Source organism: Streptomyces sp. NBC_00354 (assembly GCF_036106915.1).
In the GTDB taxonomy this organism is placed as follows: Bacteria; Actinomycetota; Actinomycetes; order Streptomycetales; family Streptomycetaceae; genus Streptomyces.
Window position 1 is genome coordinate 4287934 of record NZ_CP107983.1, and the last position, 17502, is coordinate 4305435.

The window sequence follows — 17502 nt, forward strand, 5'->3', positions numbered from 1 at the left end:
ACGTGGCTCCTCAGTACGCCAGCGAGCGGTCGACGGCGTCGAGCACCCTGTCCAGGCCCGGCAGGTACTCGTCCTCCAGGCGGGCCGGCGGGTACGGGGCGTGGAAACCGCCCACGCGCAGCACCGGAGCCTCCAGGTGGTAGAAGCACCGCTCCGTGATGCGGGCGGCGATCTCCGCGCCCGTGCCCAGGAACACCGGGGCCTCGTGGACGACCACGAGCCGGCGGGTCTTCTCCACGGAGGCCTGCAGCCCGTCGAAGTCGATCGGGGACATCGAGCGCAGGTCCACGACCTCCACCGACTTGCCCTCCTCGGCCGCCGCGGCCGCCGCCTCCAGGCAGACCTTCACCATCGGGCCGTAGGCGGCCAGGGTGATGTCGGAGCCGTCGCGCGCCACGCGCGCCTTGTGCAGCTCGCCGGGGATGGCGTCGGTGTCGACCTCGCCCTTGTCCCAGTAGCGCCGCTTCGGCTCGAAGAAGATCACCGGGTCGTCGCTGAGGATCGCCTGCTGGAGCATCCAGTACGCGTCGCTCGCGTTCGACGGGGAGACCACCTTCAGGCCCGGGACGTGCGCGAACAGCGTCTCGGGGGACTCGGAGTGGTGCTCCACCGCGCCGATGCCGCCCGCGTACGGGATGCGGACGACGACGGGCATCTTGACCTTGCCCAGCGAACGCGCGTGCATCTTGGCGAGCTGCGTGACGATCTGGTCGTACGCGGGGAAGACGAACCCGTCGAACTGGATCTCCACCACGGGGCGGTAGCCGCGCAGCGCCAGGCCGATCGCCGTGCCGACGATGCCGGACTCGGCGAGCGGGGTGTCGATGACCCGCTCCTCGCCGAAGTCCTTCTGCAGGCCGTCGGTGATCCGGAAGACACCGCCCAGCTTGCCCACGTCCTCGCCCATGATCAGGACCTTCGGGTCCGTCTCCAGGGCCTTGCGCAGGGACTCGTTGAGCGCCTTCGCGATCGACATCTTCAGGGCAGCCATCAGTGACCCTCCTCGGCCGACTCGAAGGAAGCGAGGTAGGCGGCGAACTGGGCGCGCTCCTCGTCGACGAGCGCGTGCCCGTCCGCGTAGACGTTCTCGAAGATCGCCATGGTGTCCGGGTCGGGCATGGCGCGCACGACCTCGCGCACCCGCTTGCCCAGCGTCTCGCTCTCGGCCTCCAGGGCCTCGAAGAAGGCCTCGTCCGCCCCGCCGCTCGCCAGCAGGTACGTCTTCAGGCGCAGGATCGGGTCCTTCGCCTCCCAGGCCTGCGTCTCCTCGTCCCGGCGGTACTTCGTCGGGTCGTCGGAGGTGGTGTGCGCACCCATGCGGTACGTGAACGCCTCGACCAGGGTCGGGCCCTCGCCGCGGCGCGCCCGCTCCAGCGCCCAGCGGGTGACCGCCAGGCAGGCCAGGACGTCGTTGCCGTCGACGCGGACGCCCGGGAAGCCGAAGCCCTGGGCGCGCTGGTACAGCGGCACGCGCATCTGGCGCTCGGTCGGCTCGGAGATCGCCCACTGGTTGTTCTGGCAGAAGAACACCACGGGGGAGTTGTAGACGGCCGAGAAGGTGAACGCCTCGGCCACGTCGCCCTGGCTGGACGCGCCGTCGCCGAAGTAGGCGATGACCGCCGAGTCGGCGCCGTCCTTGGCCACACCCATCGCGTAACCGGTCGCGTGCAGCGTCTGCGAGCCGATGACGATCGTGTACAGGTGGAAGTTGTTGATCGTGGGGTCCCAGCCACCGTGGTTCACACCGCGGAACATGCCGAGCAGGTTCGTCGGGTCGACACCACGGCACCAGGCCACACCGTGCTCGCGGTAGGTCGGGAAGACGTAGTCGTCGTCGCGCAGCGCCCGGCCGGAGCCGATCTGCGCGGCCTCCTGGCCGAGCAGCGAGGCCCACAGACCCAGCTCGCCCTGACGCTGCAGGGCCGTCGCCTCGCCGTCGAAACGGCGGGTCAGGACCATGTCGCGGTAGAGCCCGCGCAGGTCCTCGGTGGTGATGTCCTCGACGAAGGACAGGAACTCCGCAGCATCGGGATTGTCTGCGGCGCTGACCCGTTCCCCTTCGGGCGTCAGCAGCTGTACGAGCTGGGGCTCGGCGTTCTGCGCGGTGGCGACAGCCTTGGCAGCGGGGGCCTTGGCGGCGCTCTCCGCGCCTGCCGCCCGCTTGGTGCCGCTGCTGCGTCGCGGCTTGCGCGCGGCAGTGCTCTCCACGGTCACGTGTTGCTCCTCCGTCGGTCCGGCTCCCGGGTTCTCCGGGGTCCAGTGCGGCTCACCCGGATCCGTACCAGCGCACGGGGTGGGTGCGCGTCGTGTGCGGATTCGAGCGTGACAGGTGCCCCGGCAAGTGCCCTGCGCAATGCACGTTACCCAGTGCGCCGCATATCCGCGAAACCCCACTTGACCTGCGTTTTTGCTTGGATTTCCAAGTAAATCCGCAGTGCGGGGAACAACCACTGGTCACAGCCTTGCAGGGGGCCGGAACAACGGCACGTTATCCCGGGTAACGACGTCAGGGAAGGGGTGAGTGTGTGAAACTGAGTTCGTGCGCGAAGACGGAAAAATCAAGGTATTCCTCCTGGACGACCACGAAGTGGTACGTCGCGGGGTCCATGAGCTCCTTTCGGTCGAAGAGGACATCGAGATCGTCGGCGAGGCGGGCACCGCCGCGGACGCCTTGGTCCGTATCCCCGCCACCCGGCCCGACGTGGCCGTCCTCGACGTGCGCCTGCCGGACGGCAGCGGGGTGGAGGTCTGCCGTGAGGTCCGCTCCCAGGACGAGGACATCAAGTGCCTGATGCTGACCTCGTTCGCCGACGACGAGGCACTGTTCGACGCGATCATGGCCGGGGCCTCGGGCTACGTGCTCAAGGCGATCCGCGGCAATGAGCTGCTGAGCGCCGTACGGGACGTCGCGGCCGGCAAGTCGCTGCTGGACCCGGTCGCCACCGCGCGCGTGCTGGAGCGGCTGCGCGACGGCAAGAACGGCAGGGGCGACGACCGCCTGGCCAACCTCACCGAGCAGGAGCGGAAGATCCTCGACCTGATCGGCGAGGGCCTGACCAACCGCGTCATCGGCGAGCGCCTGCACCTGGCCGAGAAGACCATCAAGAACTACGTCTCCAGCCTGCTGTCCAAGCTGGGCATGGAGCGCCGCTCCCAGGCCGCCGCGTACGTGGCCCGGCTGCAGGCCGAGAAGCGGGCCTGACCCCGGTCCGTCCACTCGGGACCAACGTCCCAGATCGTCGGGGCGCCTTCCTCTTTTCCGGCGGAGCATCCGCACCGGAGAGTGGACGCATGTCACCGGAGGAACTCCACGCCATCGAACTGCTGCGCCGGGTGCCGTACGGCAGGGTGGCCACCAGCCTGCGCGCGCTCCCCTTCCTCGCCCTCGCCCGCCACGTCGTGGTGGACGGCGAGGTGGTCCTGAGAATGCACGCCGGCTTCGGCTATCACCAGGCGTGCAACGGCAGCGTGGTGGCCTATGGCGCCGACAACTTCAATTCCCGGGACCGCGGCTTGTGGTCCGTGCAGTTCACGGGAACGGCCCGGATCGTCGAGCCGACCGCCCCTGAACTCGAGTTGTTCGGACCGGTCCCGCATTTCGTGGACGGCGCGGTCTTCGACCCCGTCTACATGCGCATCGAGCCCCAGTTCGTCACCGTGCACGCGCTGGCCGGAAATCCGGACCGGGAGTACCAGCACGCCCTCTGAGCTGCGCATTCACCGATCAACGCGAACGGGCCCGGCGGAATCGAATTCCGCCGGGCCCGTTCACTCGTAACGCCTAAGGTTCGTCAACCGGATTCGGCGGGTCCACCGGCGGGCTCACGCTCTTCGACGGCGGCGGCGACTTCGACGCCGACTTCGACGGACTGCTCGACGCCGACGTCGACGGGCTGGTCGAAGGCGACGTCGACGGGCTGAAGCTCGGCGTGAACTTGCTGCGGCTCGGCTGCGGCACGGACTCCTCCGACGAGCGCGAGGGCTGCGTGTCGTGCGACGGCGTGCTCTGCTGCGGGGACGGGGTCGTCTGCTGGCCGCTCGAGGAACTCTGGACGGTGGACGGAACGCTGTCGTCCTTGTTCTTGTCCGACACGGAGCTGACGGCGTACGCCACGCCGCCCGCGATCGCGACGATCGCCAGCACCGCGAACAGCCACAGCTTCCACCGGCTGCTGCCGCGGTCGTCGTAGCCGTCGTAGCCGCCCTGGCCGCCCGGTCCACCGCCGTGGCCGTGGTTGTCGTACCCGCCCCCGCCGGGGAAGGCCGAGCCGTCGTCCGGGTTCAGCGGCGGCACCATCGGCTGCTGGAACTGCGAGGTCATGGCGTGCGCCGGGTAATTCTGCTGGCCGCCGGCCGGGCCCAGCGGCATCGCCGTGGTCTGCGCCGCGCCGCCGCGCCCGTGCGGCAGGGCCATGCTGACCGGGCCGGTGTTCCAGGTGCCCGTGTTCGGCCCCTGGTCGTGCAGCATCTGCAGCGCGTACTGGACCAGCCCGCGCATCTCCTCGGCGCTCTGGAACCGGTCGTCCGGGTCCTTCGCGAGGGAGCGCATGACGAGGCCGTCGAGCTCCTGCGGAATGTGGTGGCCCTCCGGCAGCTGCGAGGGCGGGACCGGCGCGTCCTGCACGTGCTGGTAGACCACCGACAGCGGGGTCTCGCCGGTGAACGGGGGACGCAGCGCGAGCAGTTCGTACAGCAGACAGCCGGTCGCGTACAGGTCGGAGCGGTGGTCCACCGCCTTGCCGAGCGCCTGCTCGGGGGAGAGGTACTGCGGGGTGCCCATGACCATGCCGGTCTGCGTCATCGTCGACTGGGCGCCGTGCAGGGCGCGGGCGATGCCGAAGTCCATCACCTTGACCGCGCCGGTCTCGGTGATGATGACGTTCGCGGGCTTGATGTCGCGGTGCACGATGCCGTGCTGGTGCGAGTACGCGAGGGCTTCCAGCACGCCCGAGGTGATGATGAGCGCCTGCTCGGGACCCGGGGCCTCGGCGCTGATCAGCAGGTCGCGGATGGTGCGGCCCTCGACCAGCTCCATGACGATGTACGGGACGGTGCTGGGGCCGACCTTGTCCTCGCCGGAGTCGTACACGGCGACGACGGCGTGGTGGTTGAGCCCGGCGACCGACTGCGCCTCACGCGTGAAGCGGGCCTTGGAGACCGGGTCCTCGGCGAGGTCGGCGCGCAGCAGCTTCACGGCGACGGTCCGGCCCAGGCGTACGTCCTCGGCGGCGAACACCTCCGCCATGCCGCCGCGCCCCAGGCGGTGGGTGAGCCGGTAGCGGCCGTCGCCGACCAGGCCGCCGGCTCCCCAATGCTCAGGACCATCGGCCATCCCGGCGCCGTTTCCCTCGGGTTCGGGTGCCATCAGTCCTCGCCGTCGTCTCTCTCGGCCGCCGCTCAGCGGTAGGTCCTTTTCGGGTGCTCCGATGAACGCTACAGCCTCGGAACAGGTCGCCGTTCGGACAATGGCGCGCCGTGACCCGTGGTCACGGAACGGGCACCCGGCTTGACGTGTGCTTGCCCTCCGGCAGACTGGGCCCGACATGCGCTCAGCCAGAGGCGTAGGGACACATCCCGAGGGGAAGCAACAGTCATGAGCCAGGACGGCACTCAGGGCCAGTACGCGGGCGGCTCTCTGGCCGGTGGCCGTTACCAGCTAAGGGACTTGCTGGGTGCGGGCGGTATGGCGTCCGTGTACTTGGCGTACGACTCGGCGCTCGACCGGCAGGTCGCCATCAAGACCCTGCACAGCGATCTCGGCCGTGAACAGTCGTTCCGCGAGCGCTTCCGCCGTGAGGCACAGGCTGTTGCGAAACTGTCGCACACGAACATCGTCTCAGTCTTCGATACGGGCGAAGGCGAAGTGACGTTCAGCAACCGCGGGGCCGGCGACGCCGCGGTGATGCCGTACATCGTGATGGAGTACGTGGAGGGCCAGCCGCTCGGCTCCGTGCTCGAGACGGACATCCGCCAGTACGGGGCGATGCCCGCGGACAAGGCGCTGAAGGTGACGGCCGACGTGCTGGCCGCGCTGGAGGTCAGCCACGAGATGGGCCTCGTCCACCGCGACATCAAGCCCGGCAACGTGATGATGACCAAGCGCGGCATCGTCAAGGTGATGGACTTCGGCATCGCCCGGGCCATGCAGTCCGGAGTCACCTCGATGACGCAGACCGGCATGGTCGTCGGCACCCCGCAGTACCTGTCGCCCGAGCAGGCGCTGGGGCGCGGCGTGGACGCCCGCTCCGACCTGTACTCGGTCGGCATCATGCTCTTCCAGCTGCTGACGGGCCGGATCCCGTTCGACGCGGACTCGCCGCTGGCCATCGCGTACGCGCACGTACAGGAGGAGCCGGTCGCCCCGTCCTCCATCAACCGCTCCGTCACCCCGGCGATGGACGCCCTGGTGGCGCGCGCCCTGAAGAAGAACCCGAACGAGCGCTTCCCCACGGCCGCCGCCATGCGCGACGAGCTCGCGCGGGTGCTGTCGGCCGGCCAGACCGGTGCCCCGGTCATCGTCCCGGGCTCGCACACCGGAGCCAGCGGCGCGGGTGTGGGCTCGGCCGTGTTCCCGCCGGTGGACTCCGGGTTCCAGACGCCCCCGGCCCAGTCGGTGCAGCAGCCGTACGCGCCGACTCCGGCGCCGTCCCCGTACGCGCCGACCCCGCCGCCGGTGGCGCAGCCGCACGGGCAGGGCGGCTACGCGTACCCGCCCCAGCAGCAGCCGGTCTCGCACCAGCAGCAGCACTACGCGCCGCAGACCCCGCCGCCGTTCACGATCTCGCCGGCGACCACCGCGGCCCCGGCCGGCGGGGGCTCCGGGAGCGGCGACAAGCGGAACATGCCGGTGATCGTGGGCGCCATCGCGGTGGCGGTGCTGGCCGTCGGCGGTCTGATCGCCGCGATCTCGATGAACGGCGACGGCGACAAGGACAAGGCCGACGGCAGTTCCGCGTCGCCCGGGGCCTCCACGTCCGCCTCGGCCAAGGCCGGCTTCAAGGGACCGGACCTCTCGCGCACGATCGAGTCGTCCAAGTGCAAGGAGCCGAGCAAGCACTACAGCGACGCCACCAAGTACACGGCGCCCGACCTGCGCTACAAGAACCTGCTCTCGGTCAAGGAGTGCATCCAGGCCTCCGGCGGCAAGTACAAGATCGTCGAGAAGGACGAGGCCGTGTACGGCAAGGACACCGTGCTCGACCAGAACCCGCGGCCCGGCGACAAGATCGACAAGGAAGGCACGGAGTACACGCTGACCGTGTCGACCGGCAATCCGGAGTAGTCGGGGCAACAAGGATCAACCGGACGACATCCCGGGCGAACCCTACGGGGCGCCCGGGATGCCCGTTTTGTTCCACCGTGGCAACCTGAGCACAACATCTCGGCGCTCGGGACGGGAGGGGCCCCCGTGACTCAACGCCTCCGCGCACAGCGCTGGCTGGCCGGGGCCGCAGTGGCCGCCGCCACGCTGTCCCCCGCCGCGTCCGCCTCGTCGGCCTCGTCCGCCGCCGCGTCGTCCCCCGCCGGCCTCGCCGCGGCCGTACGCCCGCTCGCGCCGGCCGCTGCGGACTCCTCCGCCCGGGCTCCCGGCAAGGCCCCGAAGGCCGATCCGGACGACACCGGCGACACCGGCGACACCGCCGGCACCGACCCGGTGGCCGACGTACCCCACGAGGCGTACGAGGAGCTCGCCGGCAGCGCCGCCGGGGTCGGGCGGGAGCGGCCCGGGCGGCCGGCGGCCGAGCCCGCGAACCCGGACACCGTGCTGGCCGCCCGCCCCCTCCCGGTGCGCCCGTACCACCGGCCGGCCGGCCCGAAGCCGGTCCAGCCGGTGCCCCCGGTGCCCCCGGTACCGCCCAGCCCGCCGTCCACGGTCACCGCGCTCGGCACCGGGCCGAACGAGCGCGCCGCCGACCTGGCCGCGCACATACTGCCGCTCGGCACCGGATTCGCCCTGATGGGGCTGGGTCTGGGCTACCTCGGGATGCGGCTGCGCAAGGGCATCTGACCCCGCCCCGGGTGGGACGCGAGGCCCCTCCTCCCCCTTCCGGCCTACTCCTCAGGACGGTTGCGGCGGTCGGCATACTCGGTATACATACTGAGTATGTCGATCCGCCACGGCCTTCTCGCCCTGCTGGAAAGGGGTCCTCGGTACGGCTCTCAGCTGCGTACCGAGTTCGAATCCCGCACCGGCTCCACCTGGCCGCTCAACGTCGGGCAGGTGTACACCACCCTCGCCCGGCTGGAACGCGACGGCCTCGTCGCACCCGGCGGCGAGGACTCCGCCGGGCACACCCTCTACGCCATCACCGATTCCGGACGCGCCGAACTGCACCAGTGGTACGAGCGCCCCGTCGACCGCACCAACCCGCCCCGCGACGAGCTGTCCATCAAGCTCGCCATGGCCGTGGGCGCCCCCGGCGTGGACATCCGCGCCGTCATCCAGGCCCAGCGGCACGCCACGATCAAGGCGATGCAGGACTACACCCGGCTCAAGGCGCAGGCGCTCGTCGCGATCGACAGCGGGAAGTCCCGCGAACGCGACGACGTGGCCTGGCTGCTGGTCCTGGAACAGCTGATCTTCCAGACCGAGGCCGAAGCCCGCTGGCTCGACCACTCGGAATCACGGCTCGTACGGCTCTCCCTGCCGGCCGACCGGAGAGCCGAGCCCGAACCGCCGCAGGCCGCCGAAACCGACGACGCCGCCGTCACCGCACCCCAGCCCCGCGCCTCCCGCACGCCGCGGAGCTGACGCCATCACCGTCCCAGGGGGGACCTCCCATGCCTGACCAGCAGTCCGCGCCCCACATACAGCCCGTACCGCCCGCACGGCCCGCTCATCCCGTGCTGCAGCTCGACAAGCTCACCCGTACGCACGGCAGCGGCGCCACCGAGGTGCACGCCCTGCGCGGGATCGACCTGGCCGTGTACCCCGGCGAACTCGTCGCCGTCATGGGCCCCTCCGGCTCCGGCAAGTCCACGCTGCTCACCCTGGCCGGCGGCCTCGACACGCCCACCAGCGGCCATGTCATCGTCGAGGGCACCGACATCACCACCGCGAGCCGCAAGCAGCTGGCCGCGCTGCGCCGCCGCAGCATCGGGTACGTCTTCCAGGACTACAACCTGATCCCGGCCCTCACCGCCGCCGAGAACGTGGCCCTGCCGCGTGAACTCGACGGGACCTCCGCCCGCAAGGCCCGTGTCTCGGCCCTGGCCGCCCTGGAGGAGATGGGCCTCGGGCAGCTCGCCGACCGGTTCCCCGACGAGATGTCAGGCGGCCAGCAGCAGCGCGTGGCCATCGCCCGCGCCCTCGTCGGCGACCGCCGCCTGGTCCTCGCGGACGAGCCCACCGGCGCCCTCGACTCCGAGACCGGCGAATCCGTCCTCGCCCTGCTGCGTTCGCGCTGCGACGCGGGCGCCGCCGGCATCCTCGTCACCCACGAACCGCGGTTCGCCGCCTGGGCGGACCGCGTGGTCTTCCTGCGCGACGGCAGCGTGGTCGACGAGACCCTGCGCAGCCAGGCCGATTCGCTGCTCTCGGGGCAGGCGGCCGGCCGGTGAGATCCTCGTACCACGCATGGATCGCGGCCATCCGGATCGCCCGCCGCGACGCCTGGCGGGCCAAGGGACGCAGCGCCCTCGTCCTCGCGATGATCGCCCTGCCGATCGTCGGTGTGAGCGCCGCAGACCTCACCACGCGCAGCGCCCAGCTCTCCCCCGAACAGACGGTGTCCCGTCAGATCGGTACGGCGGACGCCCGGCTGAGCGATTCGAACCTCAACGGGCCCGTCTACCAGGACGTCGAGGGCAGGAACTCGACGCCCGTCGGCGGCTACGACAAGTACGTCCCCGGCGCGGAGTCGAATCCGAACCTGCTGACCTCGGTGATCCCGGCAGGCGCACAGTCCCTCAAGGACAGCACCGCGCACTCCAAGATCCGCACCCGGTACGGCCTGATGGAAGCCGACCTGCGGGAGATCGACGCGGCCAGCCCGCTGGTCAAGGGCATGATCGAGATGAAGCGGGGGCGGCTGCCGCAGGAGGCGGGCGAGGTCGTCGCCACGACCGCCTTCCTGAAGGACTCCGGCTTCTTCGTGGGCTCCGAGTTCCGCGCACGCGGTTCGGACGCCTGGTACCGGATCGTGGGCGCGTACGAGCTGCCGTCCGAGCTCAAGAAGACCGAGGTCCTCGCCCTGCCCGGCACCCTGCTGACCCCGCTCGACAAGGCCTTCCAGGCCGCCGGGGTCCCCGGGGTGGTCGCCACCGACACCTACCTGGTCAAGGTCGGCGGCGATGGTTTCACGTGGAACATGGTCAAGGAGCTCAACGCGAAGAGCGTGCAGGTCGTCTCCCGCGCCGTGCACCTCGACCCGCCGGCCGAATCCGAGGTGCCGTACATCGTCCAGCAGAGGGAGCTGGGCTACTACTACGGGGACAAGGATCTCCCGATCACCGAACTGGCCGTCCTGGCCACCGTCGTCGGCCTCGCGATGCTGGAGATCTGCCTGCTGGCCGGACCCGCCTTCGCGGTCGGCGCCCGGCGCTCGCGCCGCCAGCTCGGCCTGGTCGGCGCCAACGGCGGCGACCGGCGCCACATCCGGGCCATCGTGCTCTCCGGCGGCCTCGTCATCGGCGCCGCGGCCGCCGTCACCGGCACGGTCCTCGGTGTCGCCCTCACCCTGGGGCTGCGGCCGGTGCTGGAGGAGAATCTCGGCGCGCGCTTCGGCGGATTCACGTTCCGCCCGCTGGAAATCCTCGGCATCGCCCTGCTCGCCGTCGTCACCGGCCTGCTGGCCGCGATCGTCCCGGCCGTCACCGCTTCCCGGCAGACCGTGCTGGCCTCGCTGACCGGCCGTCGCGGCGTCCGCCGGGCCAACCGGGTGCTGCCCGTCCTCGGTCTGATCGCCCTCGCCACCGGCGCCGCGATCGCCCTCTACGGCACGGCCTCCGCGATGGGCGCCACCGTCGTGGCGGGCGGCAGCGCCATCGCCGAGCTGGGCATCGTCGCCCTCACCCCGGTGCTGGTCGGCCTGTTCGGGCGGCTCGGGCGCTGGCTGCCGCTGTCTCCGCGGCTCGCCCTGCGCGACGCCGTACGCAACCGGGGCCGCACGGCCCCCGCCGTGGCAGCCGTCCTGGCCGCCGTCGCCGGCACCGTCGCGGTGGCCACGTACCAGCACAGCATGGAGCTGCAGGCCCGCCACGAGTACATCGCCGCACTCCCGGACGGCGCGGGAATGGTGACCATCCACGAGCTCGGCCGCAGCAAGGACATGGGCGCCGTCCGCGAGGCGGTGGCGCAGGAACTCCCGCTGGCCGTACGGGCGGACGTGGACTACATCTCGTACGGCAAGCCCGGCTGCGAGAAGTTCACCGGCCGCGATGGCTGCGGCCGGGCCGAGATCATGCGGCCCAAGGAGCAGCGCTGCCCGCTCTACGAGGCCAAGGATCCAGACGCGTTCAGCCAGGCGGAGAAGAAGGCGCTGCGCAAGGACCCGCGGTGCCAGTACAACCGCCACTCCGCGCAGTTCGTCGTGGTCGTCGCCGACGAGAAGCTGCTGACGGCGCTCGCGGTCACCGATCCGGGCGCGGCGTCCGCCCTGAAGGAGGGCAAGGGCGTCTCCTTCGACAAGCGCAACATCAAGGAGGGCAAGGTCACCGTACGGCTGATCGACAACAAGAACGACGCCTTCGAGCCGGGGGTCGATCCGAAGGGGCAGGACAAGGTCTTCGCCGTCCACCAGGCGTCCGACACCACGGAGGGGTACGGCCTGGAGCTCATCCTGCCGCCCGCCGCGGCCAAGGGCGCCGGGCTGACCACCGTGCCGTTCGCCTCGTACTTCACCCTGGACGGCACGGCCACCAGCCGCCAGAAGCAGCGGGTGGCCGGGCGGATCGACCAGATCGGTGTGGAGGCCCCCGTCACCATCGAGGCCGGCTACCAGGCCGAGGCCGACATCACGATGCTGGCCCTCACCGTCTTCGCGGGCCTGGTCACGATCGGCGCGGCGGGCATCGCCACCGGTCTCGCGCAGGCCGATGCCGAGGCCGATCTGAAGACCCTGGCGGCGGTCGGTGCACCGCCGCGGGTGCGGCGGACGCTCAGCGGCTTCCAGTGCGGGGTCGTGGCCCTGATGGGCGTGGTCCTGGGTTCGGTGGCGGGCATCCTGCCGGCGGTCGGCCTGCGGCTCGTCCAGCGGCGGGAGTCGGAACACCTCCTGGAGATGGCCGGCGACGCGAGGGACGTGCTGTACGTGCCGATCGCGGTGCCGTGGGAGACCCTCGGCGGGCTGCTCGTCGTGGTCCCGCTGGGCGCGGCCCTGCTGGCGGCCCTGGTCACCAAGTCCAGCGGCGCCATGGCCCGGCGCGCGGCGGGCTGACGGTCACTGTGCGTTCACGCCCCCGTACAGGGTGGATCACGCCCGTACGGGGGCACACCGTGTGAGTACGACGGTGTGCGAGAGAATGACGGCATGGAGATGCCGAGGAGTGAACGGTCGCAGGACAGCCCCCCGCACGGCCTGATCGTGGGACAGGACGGGATGCCGGTCGGCGGCGCCGATGACGAGTCGCGCGAGGTCCCGGTGACGGAGATGGTCGAACAGCCCGCCAAGGTCATGCGGATCGGCAGCATGATCAAGCAACTTCTGGAAGAGGTCCGCGCCGCACCTCTGGACGAGGCCAGCCGGGTCCGTCTCAAGGACATCCATGCAGCGTCCGTGAAGGAGCTGGAGGACGGTCTGGCTCCTGAACTGGTCGAGGAACTGGAGCGCCTGTCGCTCCCGTTCACGGAGGAAGCGATCCCCTCCGAGGCGGAACTGCGCATTGCGCAGGCCCAGTTGGTGGGCTGGCTGGAAGGCCTGTTCCACGGCATCCAGACGGCCCTGTTCGCGCAGCAGATGGCAGCGCGGGCCCAGCTGGAACAGATGCGCCGCGCCCTCCCGCCGGGCGCCCCGACGGACGAGGAAGACGCCCACGGCGCCATCCGCTCGGGCCCGTACCTGTAAGCAACGGCGTGGCGGGGCTGGAAGCGTGCGCGCTTCCGGCCCCGCCGGCGTTTTGCCTCCGGTAAGTACGTCTCCCCACCGGGGACATGGCCCGCGCATACTCATGGGTATGACCTACGACGCGATCGTCCTGGCCGGCGGCGCCGCAAGACGACTCGGCGGCGCGGACAAACCCGCCCTCCACGTGGGCGGCCGCGCCCTCCTGGACCGCGTCCTGGACGCCTGCACGGACGCCACCACCACCGTCGTCGTCGGCGGCCGCCGCCCCACCTCCCGCCCGGTCCACTGGACCCGGGAGGACCCGCCCGGCGCCGGCCCCGTCGCCGCCCTCGACGCCGGTCTGCGCCAGACCACCGCCGAGCTGGTCCTCGTACTCTCCGCCGACCTCCCGTTCCTCGACCGGGCCACGGTCCACGCCCTCCTCCACGCCCCCGCCGCCGGAGGCGACGGCGCCCTCCTGCGCGACCCCACCGGCCGCGACCAGCCGCTCGTCGCCGCCTACCGCGCCGAACCCCTGCGCCGCGAGATCGCCCTCCTGGCGACCGAGCACGGCAGCCTCTCCGGCCTCCCCCTGCGCGCCCTCACCGCCGAGCTGGATCTGGCAAAGGTGACGGACACTGCGCCACTCGCCTCCTTCGACTGCGACACCTGGGACGATCTCGCATCTGCCCGCGCCAGGATCAGGGAGCATGGAAGCGTGCTGGACCAATGGATCACCGCCGTCAAGACCGAGCTGGGAATCGACCTCGCCGTCGACACCAAGACCCTGCTCGACCTCGCCCGCGACGCCGCACACGGTGTCGCCCGGCCCGCCGCCCCCCTGACCACCTTCCTGGTCGGCTACGCGGCCGCCCAGGCCGAAGCCACCGGCACCGACCCCGCCACCGCCGTCGCCGAGGCCTCCCGCAAGGCAGCCGACCTGGCCCTGCGCTGGGCCGCCGAAGCCGAGGCCGAGGCCGAACAGAACGGCTCAGGATGACCCCCACCGACGCCGACCACGCCCTCCGGGCCCTCGACGAGGCCCTGGCCCTGGTCAGCCGCGATCCCCGGTCCGGTGCGGCCGGCGCCCACCGCGCCGCCGCCTGGCCGCAGGCCCGGGAGGCCGCCGCCCGCGCCGGCTCCGGCGTCCGGCCCCGCACCCACCGGGTCCCCCTCGCCGACTCGCTGGGCGAGGTGCTGGCCCAGTCCCTGGACGCCCTCACCGATCTGCCGTCCTTCGACACCTCCGCCATGGACGGCTGGGCCGTCGCCGGCCCCGGCCCCTGGACCGTCCGCCCCGGCGGCGGGGTGCTGGCCGGCTCCGACCGCCCCGAGCCGCTGGCCGACGGCGAGGCGGTACGCATCGCCACCGGCGCCCGGATCCCCGCCGACACCACCGCCGTGATCCGCAGCGAGCACTCCCGCGAGTCCGGCACCCAGCTGCACGCCGACCGGGCCGTCCTCACCGGCCAGGACATCCGCCCGCGCGGCCAGGAGTGCCGCTCCGGCGATCTGCTGCTGCCCGCCGGCTCCCTCGTGACCCCGGCCGTCCTGGGGCTCGCCGCGGCCGCCGGGTACGACGAACTCACCACCCGGCCCCGGCCCCGCGTCGAGATCCTGGTGCTCGGCGACGAACTGCTCACCGAAGGCCGCCCGCACGACGGGCTGATCCGGGACGCCCTCAGCCCCATGCTCGGCCCCTGGCTCACCCGGCTCGGCGCCGAGGTCACCGCCACCCGGCAGCTCGGCGACGACCCGGCCGGCGCCAAGGCCCTGCTGGACGCCATCACGTGCTCCGACGCCGACCTGGTCCTCACCACCGGCGGGACCGCCTCCGGCCCCGTCGACCACGTCCACCCCGTCCTGCACGAGGCCGGCGCCGAGCTGCTGGTCGACGGGGTCGCCGTACGCCCCGGGCACCCCATGCTGCTGGCCCGGCTCGGTGACAGGGCCTGCGGCCAGGACCCGGTCCGCCACCTGGTCGGCCTTCCCGGCAACCCGCTCGCCGCCGTCTCCGGGCTGCTGACCCTCGCCGAACCGCTGCTGCGCGCCCTCGCCGGCCGCCGCCAGCGGCCCCGGTACACGGTCCCGGTGCAGGGCGACGTACCCGGCCACCCGTACGACACCCGGCTCGTGCCCGTCCTGCTGACCGACGAGCACGCCGTACCGCTGCGCTACAACGGCCCCGCGATGCTGCGCGGGGTGGCCGCCGCCGACGGGCTGGCCGTCGTACCGCCGCACGGAGCGCACGACGGGCAGGACCTCGAGATCCTGGATCTGCCGTGGGTCTCGGGAGGATGTTTCACGTGAAACTCCACGGCCAGGACGCAATGGCCCGTGGCGCAGACGAGAAACTCGCCTCACGGCGTATCAAACTGCCCAAGCGCGTGGTGGAGAAACCGCTCCGGCAGGTCGGCAAACGCCTGTTGATGGCCTTGTTCGTGCTGTTCCTGACGGTCCTGATCGTGTGGCTCGACCGCGACGGGTACCACGACAACGCCAACGAGACGGTCGACTTCCTCGACTGCGTCTACTACGCCACGGTGACCCTGTCGACGACCGGCTACGGCGACATCGTCCCGTACAGCGACAGCGCGCGGCTGACCAACATCCTGCTCATCACGCCCCTGCGCGTGCTCTTCCTGATCATCCTGGTCGGAACCACACTGGAAGTCCTGACCGAGAAGACCCGCGAAGAGTGGCGGCTGAGCCGCTGGAGGAAGAACTTGCGTGAGCACACGGTCGTCGTCGGCTTCGGCACCAAGGGCCGCTCTGCCCTGCAGACGCTGCTGGCCACCGGCCTCCCGAAGGAGCAGGTCGTCATCGTGGACCCGAGCGCCAAGGTGATCGACACGGCCAACGCGGAGGGCTTCACCGGAGTCGTAGGGGACGCCACCCGCTCCGATGTACTGCTCCGTGCCGAGCTCCAGAAGGCCCGTCAGATCGTCATCGCCACGCAGCGCGACGACACCGCCGTGCTGGTCACGCTGACGGCTCGGCAGATGAACCGCGGCGCGAAGATCGTCGCGGCGGTCCGCGAGGAGGAGAACGCGCCGCTGCTGCGCCAGTCGGGTGCGGACGCGGTCATCACGAGCGCGAGCGCGGCCGGCCGGCTGCTGGGGCTCTCGGTGCTGAGCCCGAGCGCCGGCACGGTGATGGAGGACCTGATCCACCAGGGCAGCGGGCTGGACCTGGTGGAACGGCCCGTGAGGAAGGCCGAGGCCGGCAAGGGCGTACGGGAGACGGAGGACCTGGTGGTGAGCGTGCTGCGCGGGCACCGGCTGCTCGCGTACGACGACCCGCACGCGAGTCCGCTCCAGCTGACGGACCGTCTCATCACCATCGTGCGCGCGGCTCCGCTCGCCTCGCCTCCGATGACGAGGGGACCCGCCGACTAAGGGCTGTCCCGAGGCCGCTTGGCCGACGGGGCGCCGGGTTGGCGTACTCTCCGGGCCATGCATGCGATCACCATCGAACAGCCCGGCGGCCCCGAGGCCCTCGTCTGGGCCGAGGTACCCGATCCGGTGGCCGGCGAGGGCGAGGTCCTCGTCGACGTCGCGGCGAGCGCCGTGAACCGCGCCGACATCCTCCAGCGCCAGGAGTTCTACGATCCCCCGCCCGGCGCCTCCCGCTACCCCGGACTGGAGTGCTCGGGGCGGATCGCCGCCGTCGGGCCGGGGGTGTCCGGCTGGGCGGTGGGCGACGAGGTGTGCGCGCTGCTCGGCGGCGGCGGGTACGCGGAGCGGGTCGCCGTCCCGGCGGGCCAGCTGCTGCCGGTCCCGGCCGGCGTGGACCTGGTGACGGCGGCGGCGCTGCCCGAGGTGGTCTGCACCGTGTGGTCGAACGTGTTCATGGTGGCGGGGCTTCGACCCGGCGAGACGGTGCTGGTGCACGGCGGCTCCAGCGGCATCGGCACGATGGCGATCCAGCTGGCGAAGGCGGTCGGCGCGACGGTCGCGGTGACGGCCGGCGGCCCGGAGAAGCTGGCCCGCTGCAAGGACCTGGGCGCGGACATCCTGATCGACTACCGCGAGCAGGACTTCGTGGCGGAGCTGCGGGCCGCGACGGGCGGCGCCGGCGCGGACGTGATCCTGGACATCATGGGCGCGAAGTATCTGGCGCGGAACCTGGACGCCCTGGCCGTGAACGGCCGGCTCGCGGTGATCGGGCTCCAGGGCGGGGTGAAGGCCGAGCTCAACCTGGGCGCGCTGCTGGCGAAGCGGGCGGCGATCACGGCCACTTCCCTGCGGGCGCGGCCGGCGGCGGAGAAGGCGGCCATCGTCGCGGCCGTACGGGAGCATGTATGGCCGCTGGTTGCTGCGGACCGTGTCCGCCCGGTGGTCCATGCCACGTTCCCCATGCGGGACGCCGCCGAGGCCCACCGCACGATGGAATCGAGCACGCACGTGGGCAAGCTGCTCCTGACCACCTGACGGGTCCCGCTGCGCGGAGCTCTCTCCCCGCCCCGCCCTTCTCCCGTTCACCGGGCTCAGTCCGGACCCGGTCCTCAAACGCCGGG

15 protein-coding genes are annotated in these 17502 nt (G+C 71.7%); 12 read left to right on the top strand and 3 right to left on the bottom strand.

Going from position 1 to position 17502, the window contains the following annotated elements:
• Window positions 1-10 precede the first annotated feature (10 nt).
• Together OHT74_RS19435 and pdhA are read right to left on the bottom strand one after the other, a co-directional pair.
• Complete coding sequence (locus OHT74_RS19435) at window positions 11-991, bottom strand: alpha-ketoacid dehydrogenase subunit beta (RefSeq protein ID WP_266665684.1); 981 nt, start codon at window positions 989-991, stop codon at window positions 11-13.
• Window positions 991-2214: a pyruvate dehydrogenase (acetyl-transferring) E1 component subunit alpha gene (gene pdhA, locus OHT74_RS19440; protein ID WP_266665685.1), complete on the bottom strand. Its 1224-nt coding sequence runs from the start codon at window positions 2212-2214 to the stop codon at window positions 991-993. The genes OHT74_RS19435 and pdhA overlap by 1 nt, the downstream gene beginning before the upstream one ends.
• Window positions 2215-2539: 325 nt before the next feature.
• Between pdhA and OHT74_RS19445 the strand changes: the two genes are divergently transcribed.
• Both OHT74_RS19445 and OHT74_RS19450 read left to right on the top strand, forming a co-directional pair.
• The gene (locus OHT74_RS19445; protein ID WP_266665686.1) at window positions 2540-3202 is read left to right on the top strand and encodes a response regulator; all 663 of its coding nucleotides are present in this window, start codon (window positions 2540-2542) and stop codon (window positions 3200-3202) included.
• Window positions 3203-3291: 89 nt separating this feature from the next.
• Window positions 3292-3708, top strand: coding sequence for a pyridoxamine 5'-phosphate oxidase family protein (locus OHT74_RS19450; protein WP_328620918.1), 417 nt, complete (start codon window positions 3292-3294; stop codon window positions 3706-3708).
• Window positions 3709-3781: 73 nt separating this feature from the next.
• Here OHT74_RS19450 and OHT74_RS19455 read toward each other — a convergent pair whose 3' ends face one another.
• Complete coding sequence (locus OHT74_RS19455) at window positions 3782-5332, bottom strand: protein kinase domain-containing protein (protein WP_443047439.1); 1551 nt, start codon at window positions 5330-5332, stop codon at window positions 3782-3784.
• A 261-nt stretch (window positions 5333-5593) separates the two neighbouring features.
• Here OHT74_RS19455 and OHT74_RS19460 point away from each other — a divergent pair, with 261 nt between their 5' ends.
• From OHT74_RS19460 to OHT74_RS19505, 10 genes are all read left to right on the top strand, one after another.
• Window positions 5594-7282, top strand: coding sequence for a protein kinase domain-containing protein (locus tag OHT74_RS19460; protein WP_328620919.1), 1689 nt, complete (start codon window positions 5594-5596; stop codon window positions 7280-7282).
• 126 nt (window positions 7283-7408) lie between these two features.
• Window positions 7409-8008: a hypothetical protein gene (locus OHT74_RS19465; protein WP_328620920.1), complete on the top strand. Its 600-nt coding sequence runs from the start codon at window positions 7409-7411 to the stop codon at window positions 8006-8008.
• A 96-nt stretch (window positions 8009-8104) separates the two neighbouring features.
• Window positions 8105-8752, top strand: coding sequence for a PadR family transcriptional regulator (locus tag OHT74_RS19470; protein WP_266665691.1), 648 nt, complete (start codon window positions 8105-8107; stop codon window positions 8750-8752).
• A 29-nt stretch (window positions 8753-8781) separates the two neighbouring features.
• Entirely contained in the window at window positions 8782-9561 is a 780-nt protein-coding gene (locus tag OHT74_RS19475) for an ABC transporter ATP-binding protein (RefSeq protein ID WP_266665692.1), read from the top strand.
• The gene (locus OHT74_RS19480) at window positions 9558-12377 is read left to right on the top strand and encodes an FtsX-like permease family protein (protein WP_328620921.1); all 2820 of its coding nucleotides are present in this window, start codon (window positions 9558-9560) and stop codon (window positions 12375-12377) included. The genes OHT74_RS19475 and OHT74_RS19480 overlap by 4 nt, the downstream gene beginning before the upstream one ends.
• A gap of 93 nt (window positions 12378-12470) precedes the next feature.
• Window positions 12471-13004, top strand: coding sequence for a bacterial proteasome activator family protein (locus OHT74_RS19485; protein WP_030292759.1), 534 nt, complete (start codon window positions 12471-12473; stop codon window positions 13002-13004).
• A 109-nt stretch (window positions 13005-13113) separates the two neighbouring features.
• Window positions 13114-13983, top strand: coding sequence for an NTP transferase domain-containing protein (locus OHT74_RS19490; protein WP_328620922.1), 870 nt, complete (start codon window positions 13114-13116; stop codon window positions 13981-13983).
• Window positions 13980-15293: a molybdopterin molybdotransferase MoeA gene (locus tag OHT74_RS19495; protein ID WP_266665695.1), complete on the top strand. Its 1314-nt coding sequence runs from the start codon at window positions 13980-13982 to the stop codon at window positions 15291-15293. Before OHT74_RS19490 ends, OHT74_RS19495 begins: the two co-directional genes overlap by 4 nt.
• The gene (locus OHT74_RS19500) at window positions 15281-16381 is read left to right on the top strand and encodes a potassium channel family protein (protein ID WP_266665696.1); all 1101 of its coding nucleotides are present in this window, start codon (window positions 15281-15283) and stop codon (window positions 16379-16381) included. Before OHT74_RS19495 ends, OHT74_RS19500 begins: the two co-directional genes overlap by 13 nt.
• 57 nt (window positions 16382-16438) lie before the next feature.
• On the top strand, window positions 16439-17416 hold the full coding sequence (locus tag OHT74_RS19505) for an NAD(P)H-quinone oxidoreductase (protein ID WP_328620923.1): 978 nt from the start codon (window positions 16439-16441) through the stop codon (window positions 17414-17416).
• Window positions 17417-17502 lie beyond the last annotated feature (86 nt).

Coding starts and splice junctions, on each gene's coding strand:
- OHT74_RS19435 (WP_266665684.1), bottom strand. CDS start 991: ATGGCTGCCCTGAAGATGTCGATCGCGAAGGCGCTCAACGAGTCCCTG.
- OHT74_RS19450 (WP_328620918.1), top strand. CDS start 3,292: ATGTCACCGGAGGAACTCCACGCCATCGAACTGCTGCGCCGGGTGCCG.
- OHT74_RS19455 (WP_443047439.1), bottom strand. CDS start 5,332: ATGGCCGATGGTCCTGAGCATTGGGGAGCCGGCGGCCTGGTCGGCGAC.
- OHT74_RS19460 (WP_328620919.1), top strand. CDS start 5,594: ATGAGCCAGGACGGCACTCAGGGCCAGTACGCGGGCGGCTCTCTGGCC.
- OHT74_RS19470 (WP_266665691.1), top strand. CDS start 8,105: ATGTCGATCCGCCACGGCCTTCTCGCCCTGCTGGAAAGGGGTCCTCGG.
- OHT74_RS19475 (WP_266665692.1), top strand. CDS start 8,782: ATGCCTGACCAGCAGTCCGCGCCCCACATACAGCCCGTACCGCCCGCA.
- OHT74_RS19485 (WP_030292759.1), top strand. CDS start 12,471: ATGGAGATGCCGAGGAGTGAACGGTCGCAGGACAGCCCCCCGCACGGC.
- OHT74_RS19490 (WP_328620922.1), top strand. CDS start 13,114: ATGACCTACGACGCGATCGTCCTGGCCGGCGGCGCCGCAAGACGACTC.
- OHT74_RS19495 (WP_266665695.1), top strand. CDS start 13,980: ATGACCCCCACCGACGCCGACCACGCCCTCCGGGCCCTCGACGAGGCC.
- OHT74_RS19500 (WP_266665696.1), top strand. CDS start 15,281: ATGTTTCACGTGAAACTCCACGGCCAGGACGCAATGGCCCGTGGCGCA.
- OHT74_RS19505 (WP_328620923.1), top strand. CDS start 16,439: ATGCATGCGATCACCATCGAACAGCCCGGCGGCCCCGAGGCCCTCGTC.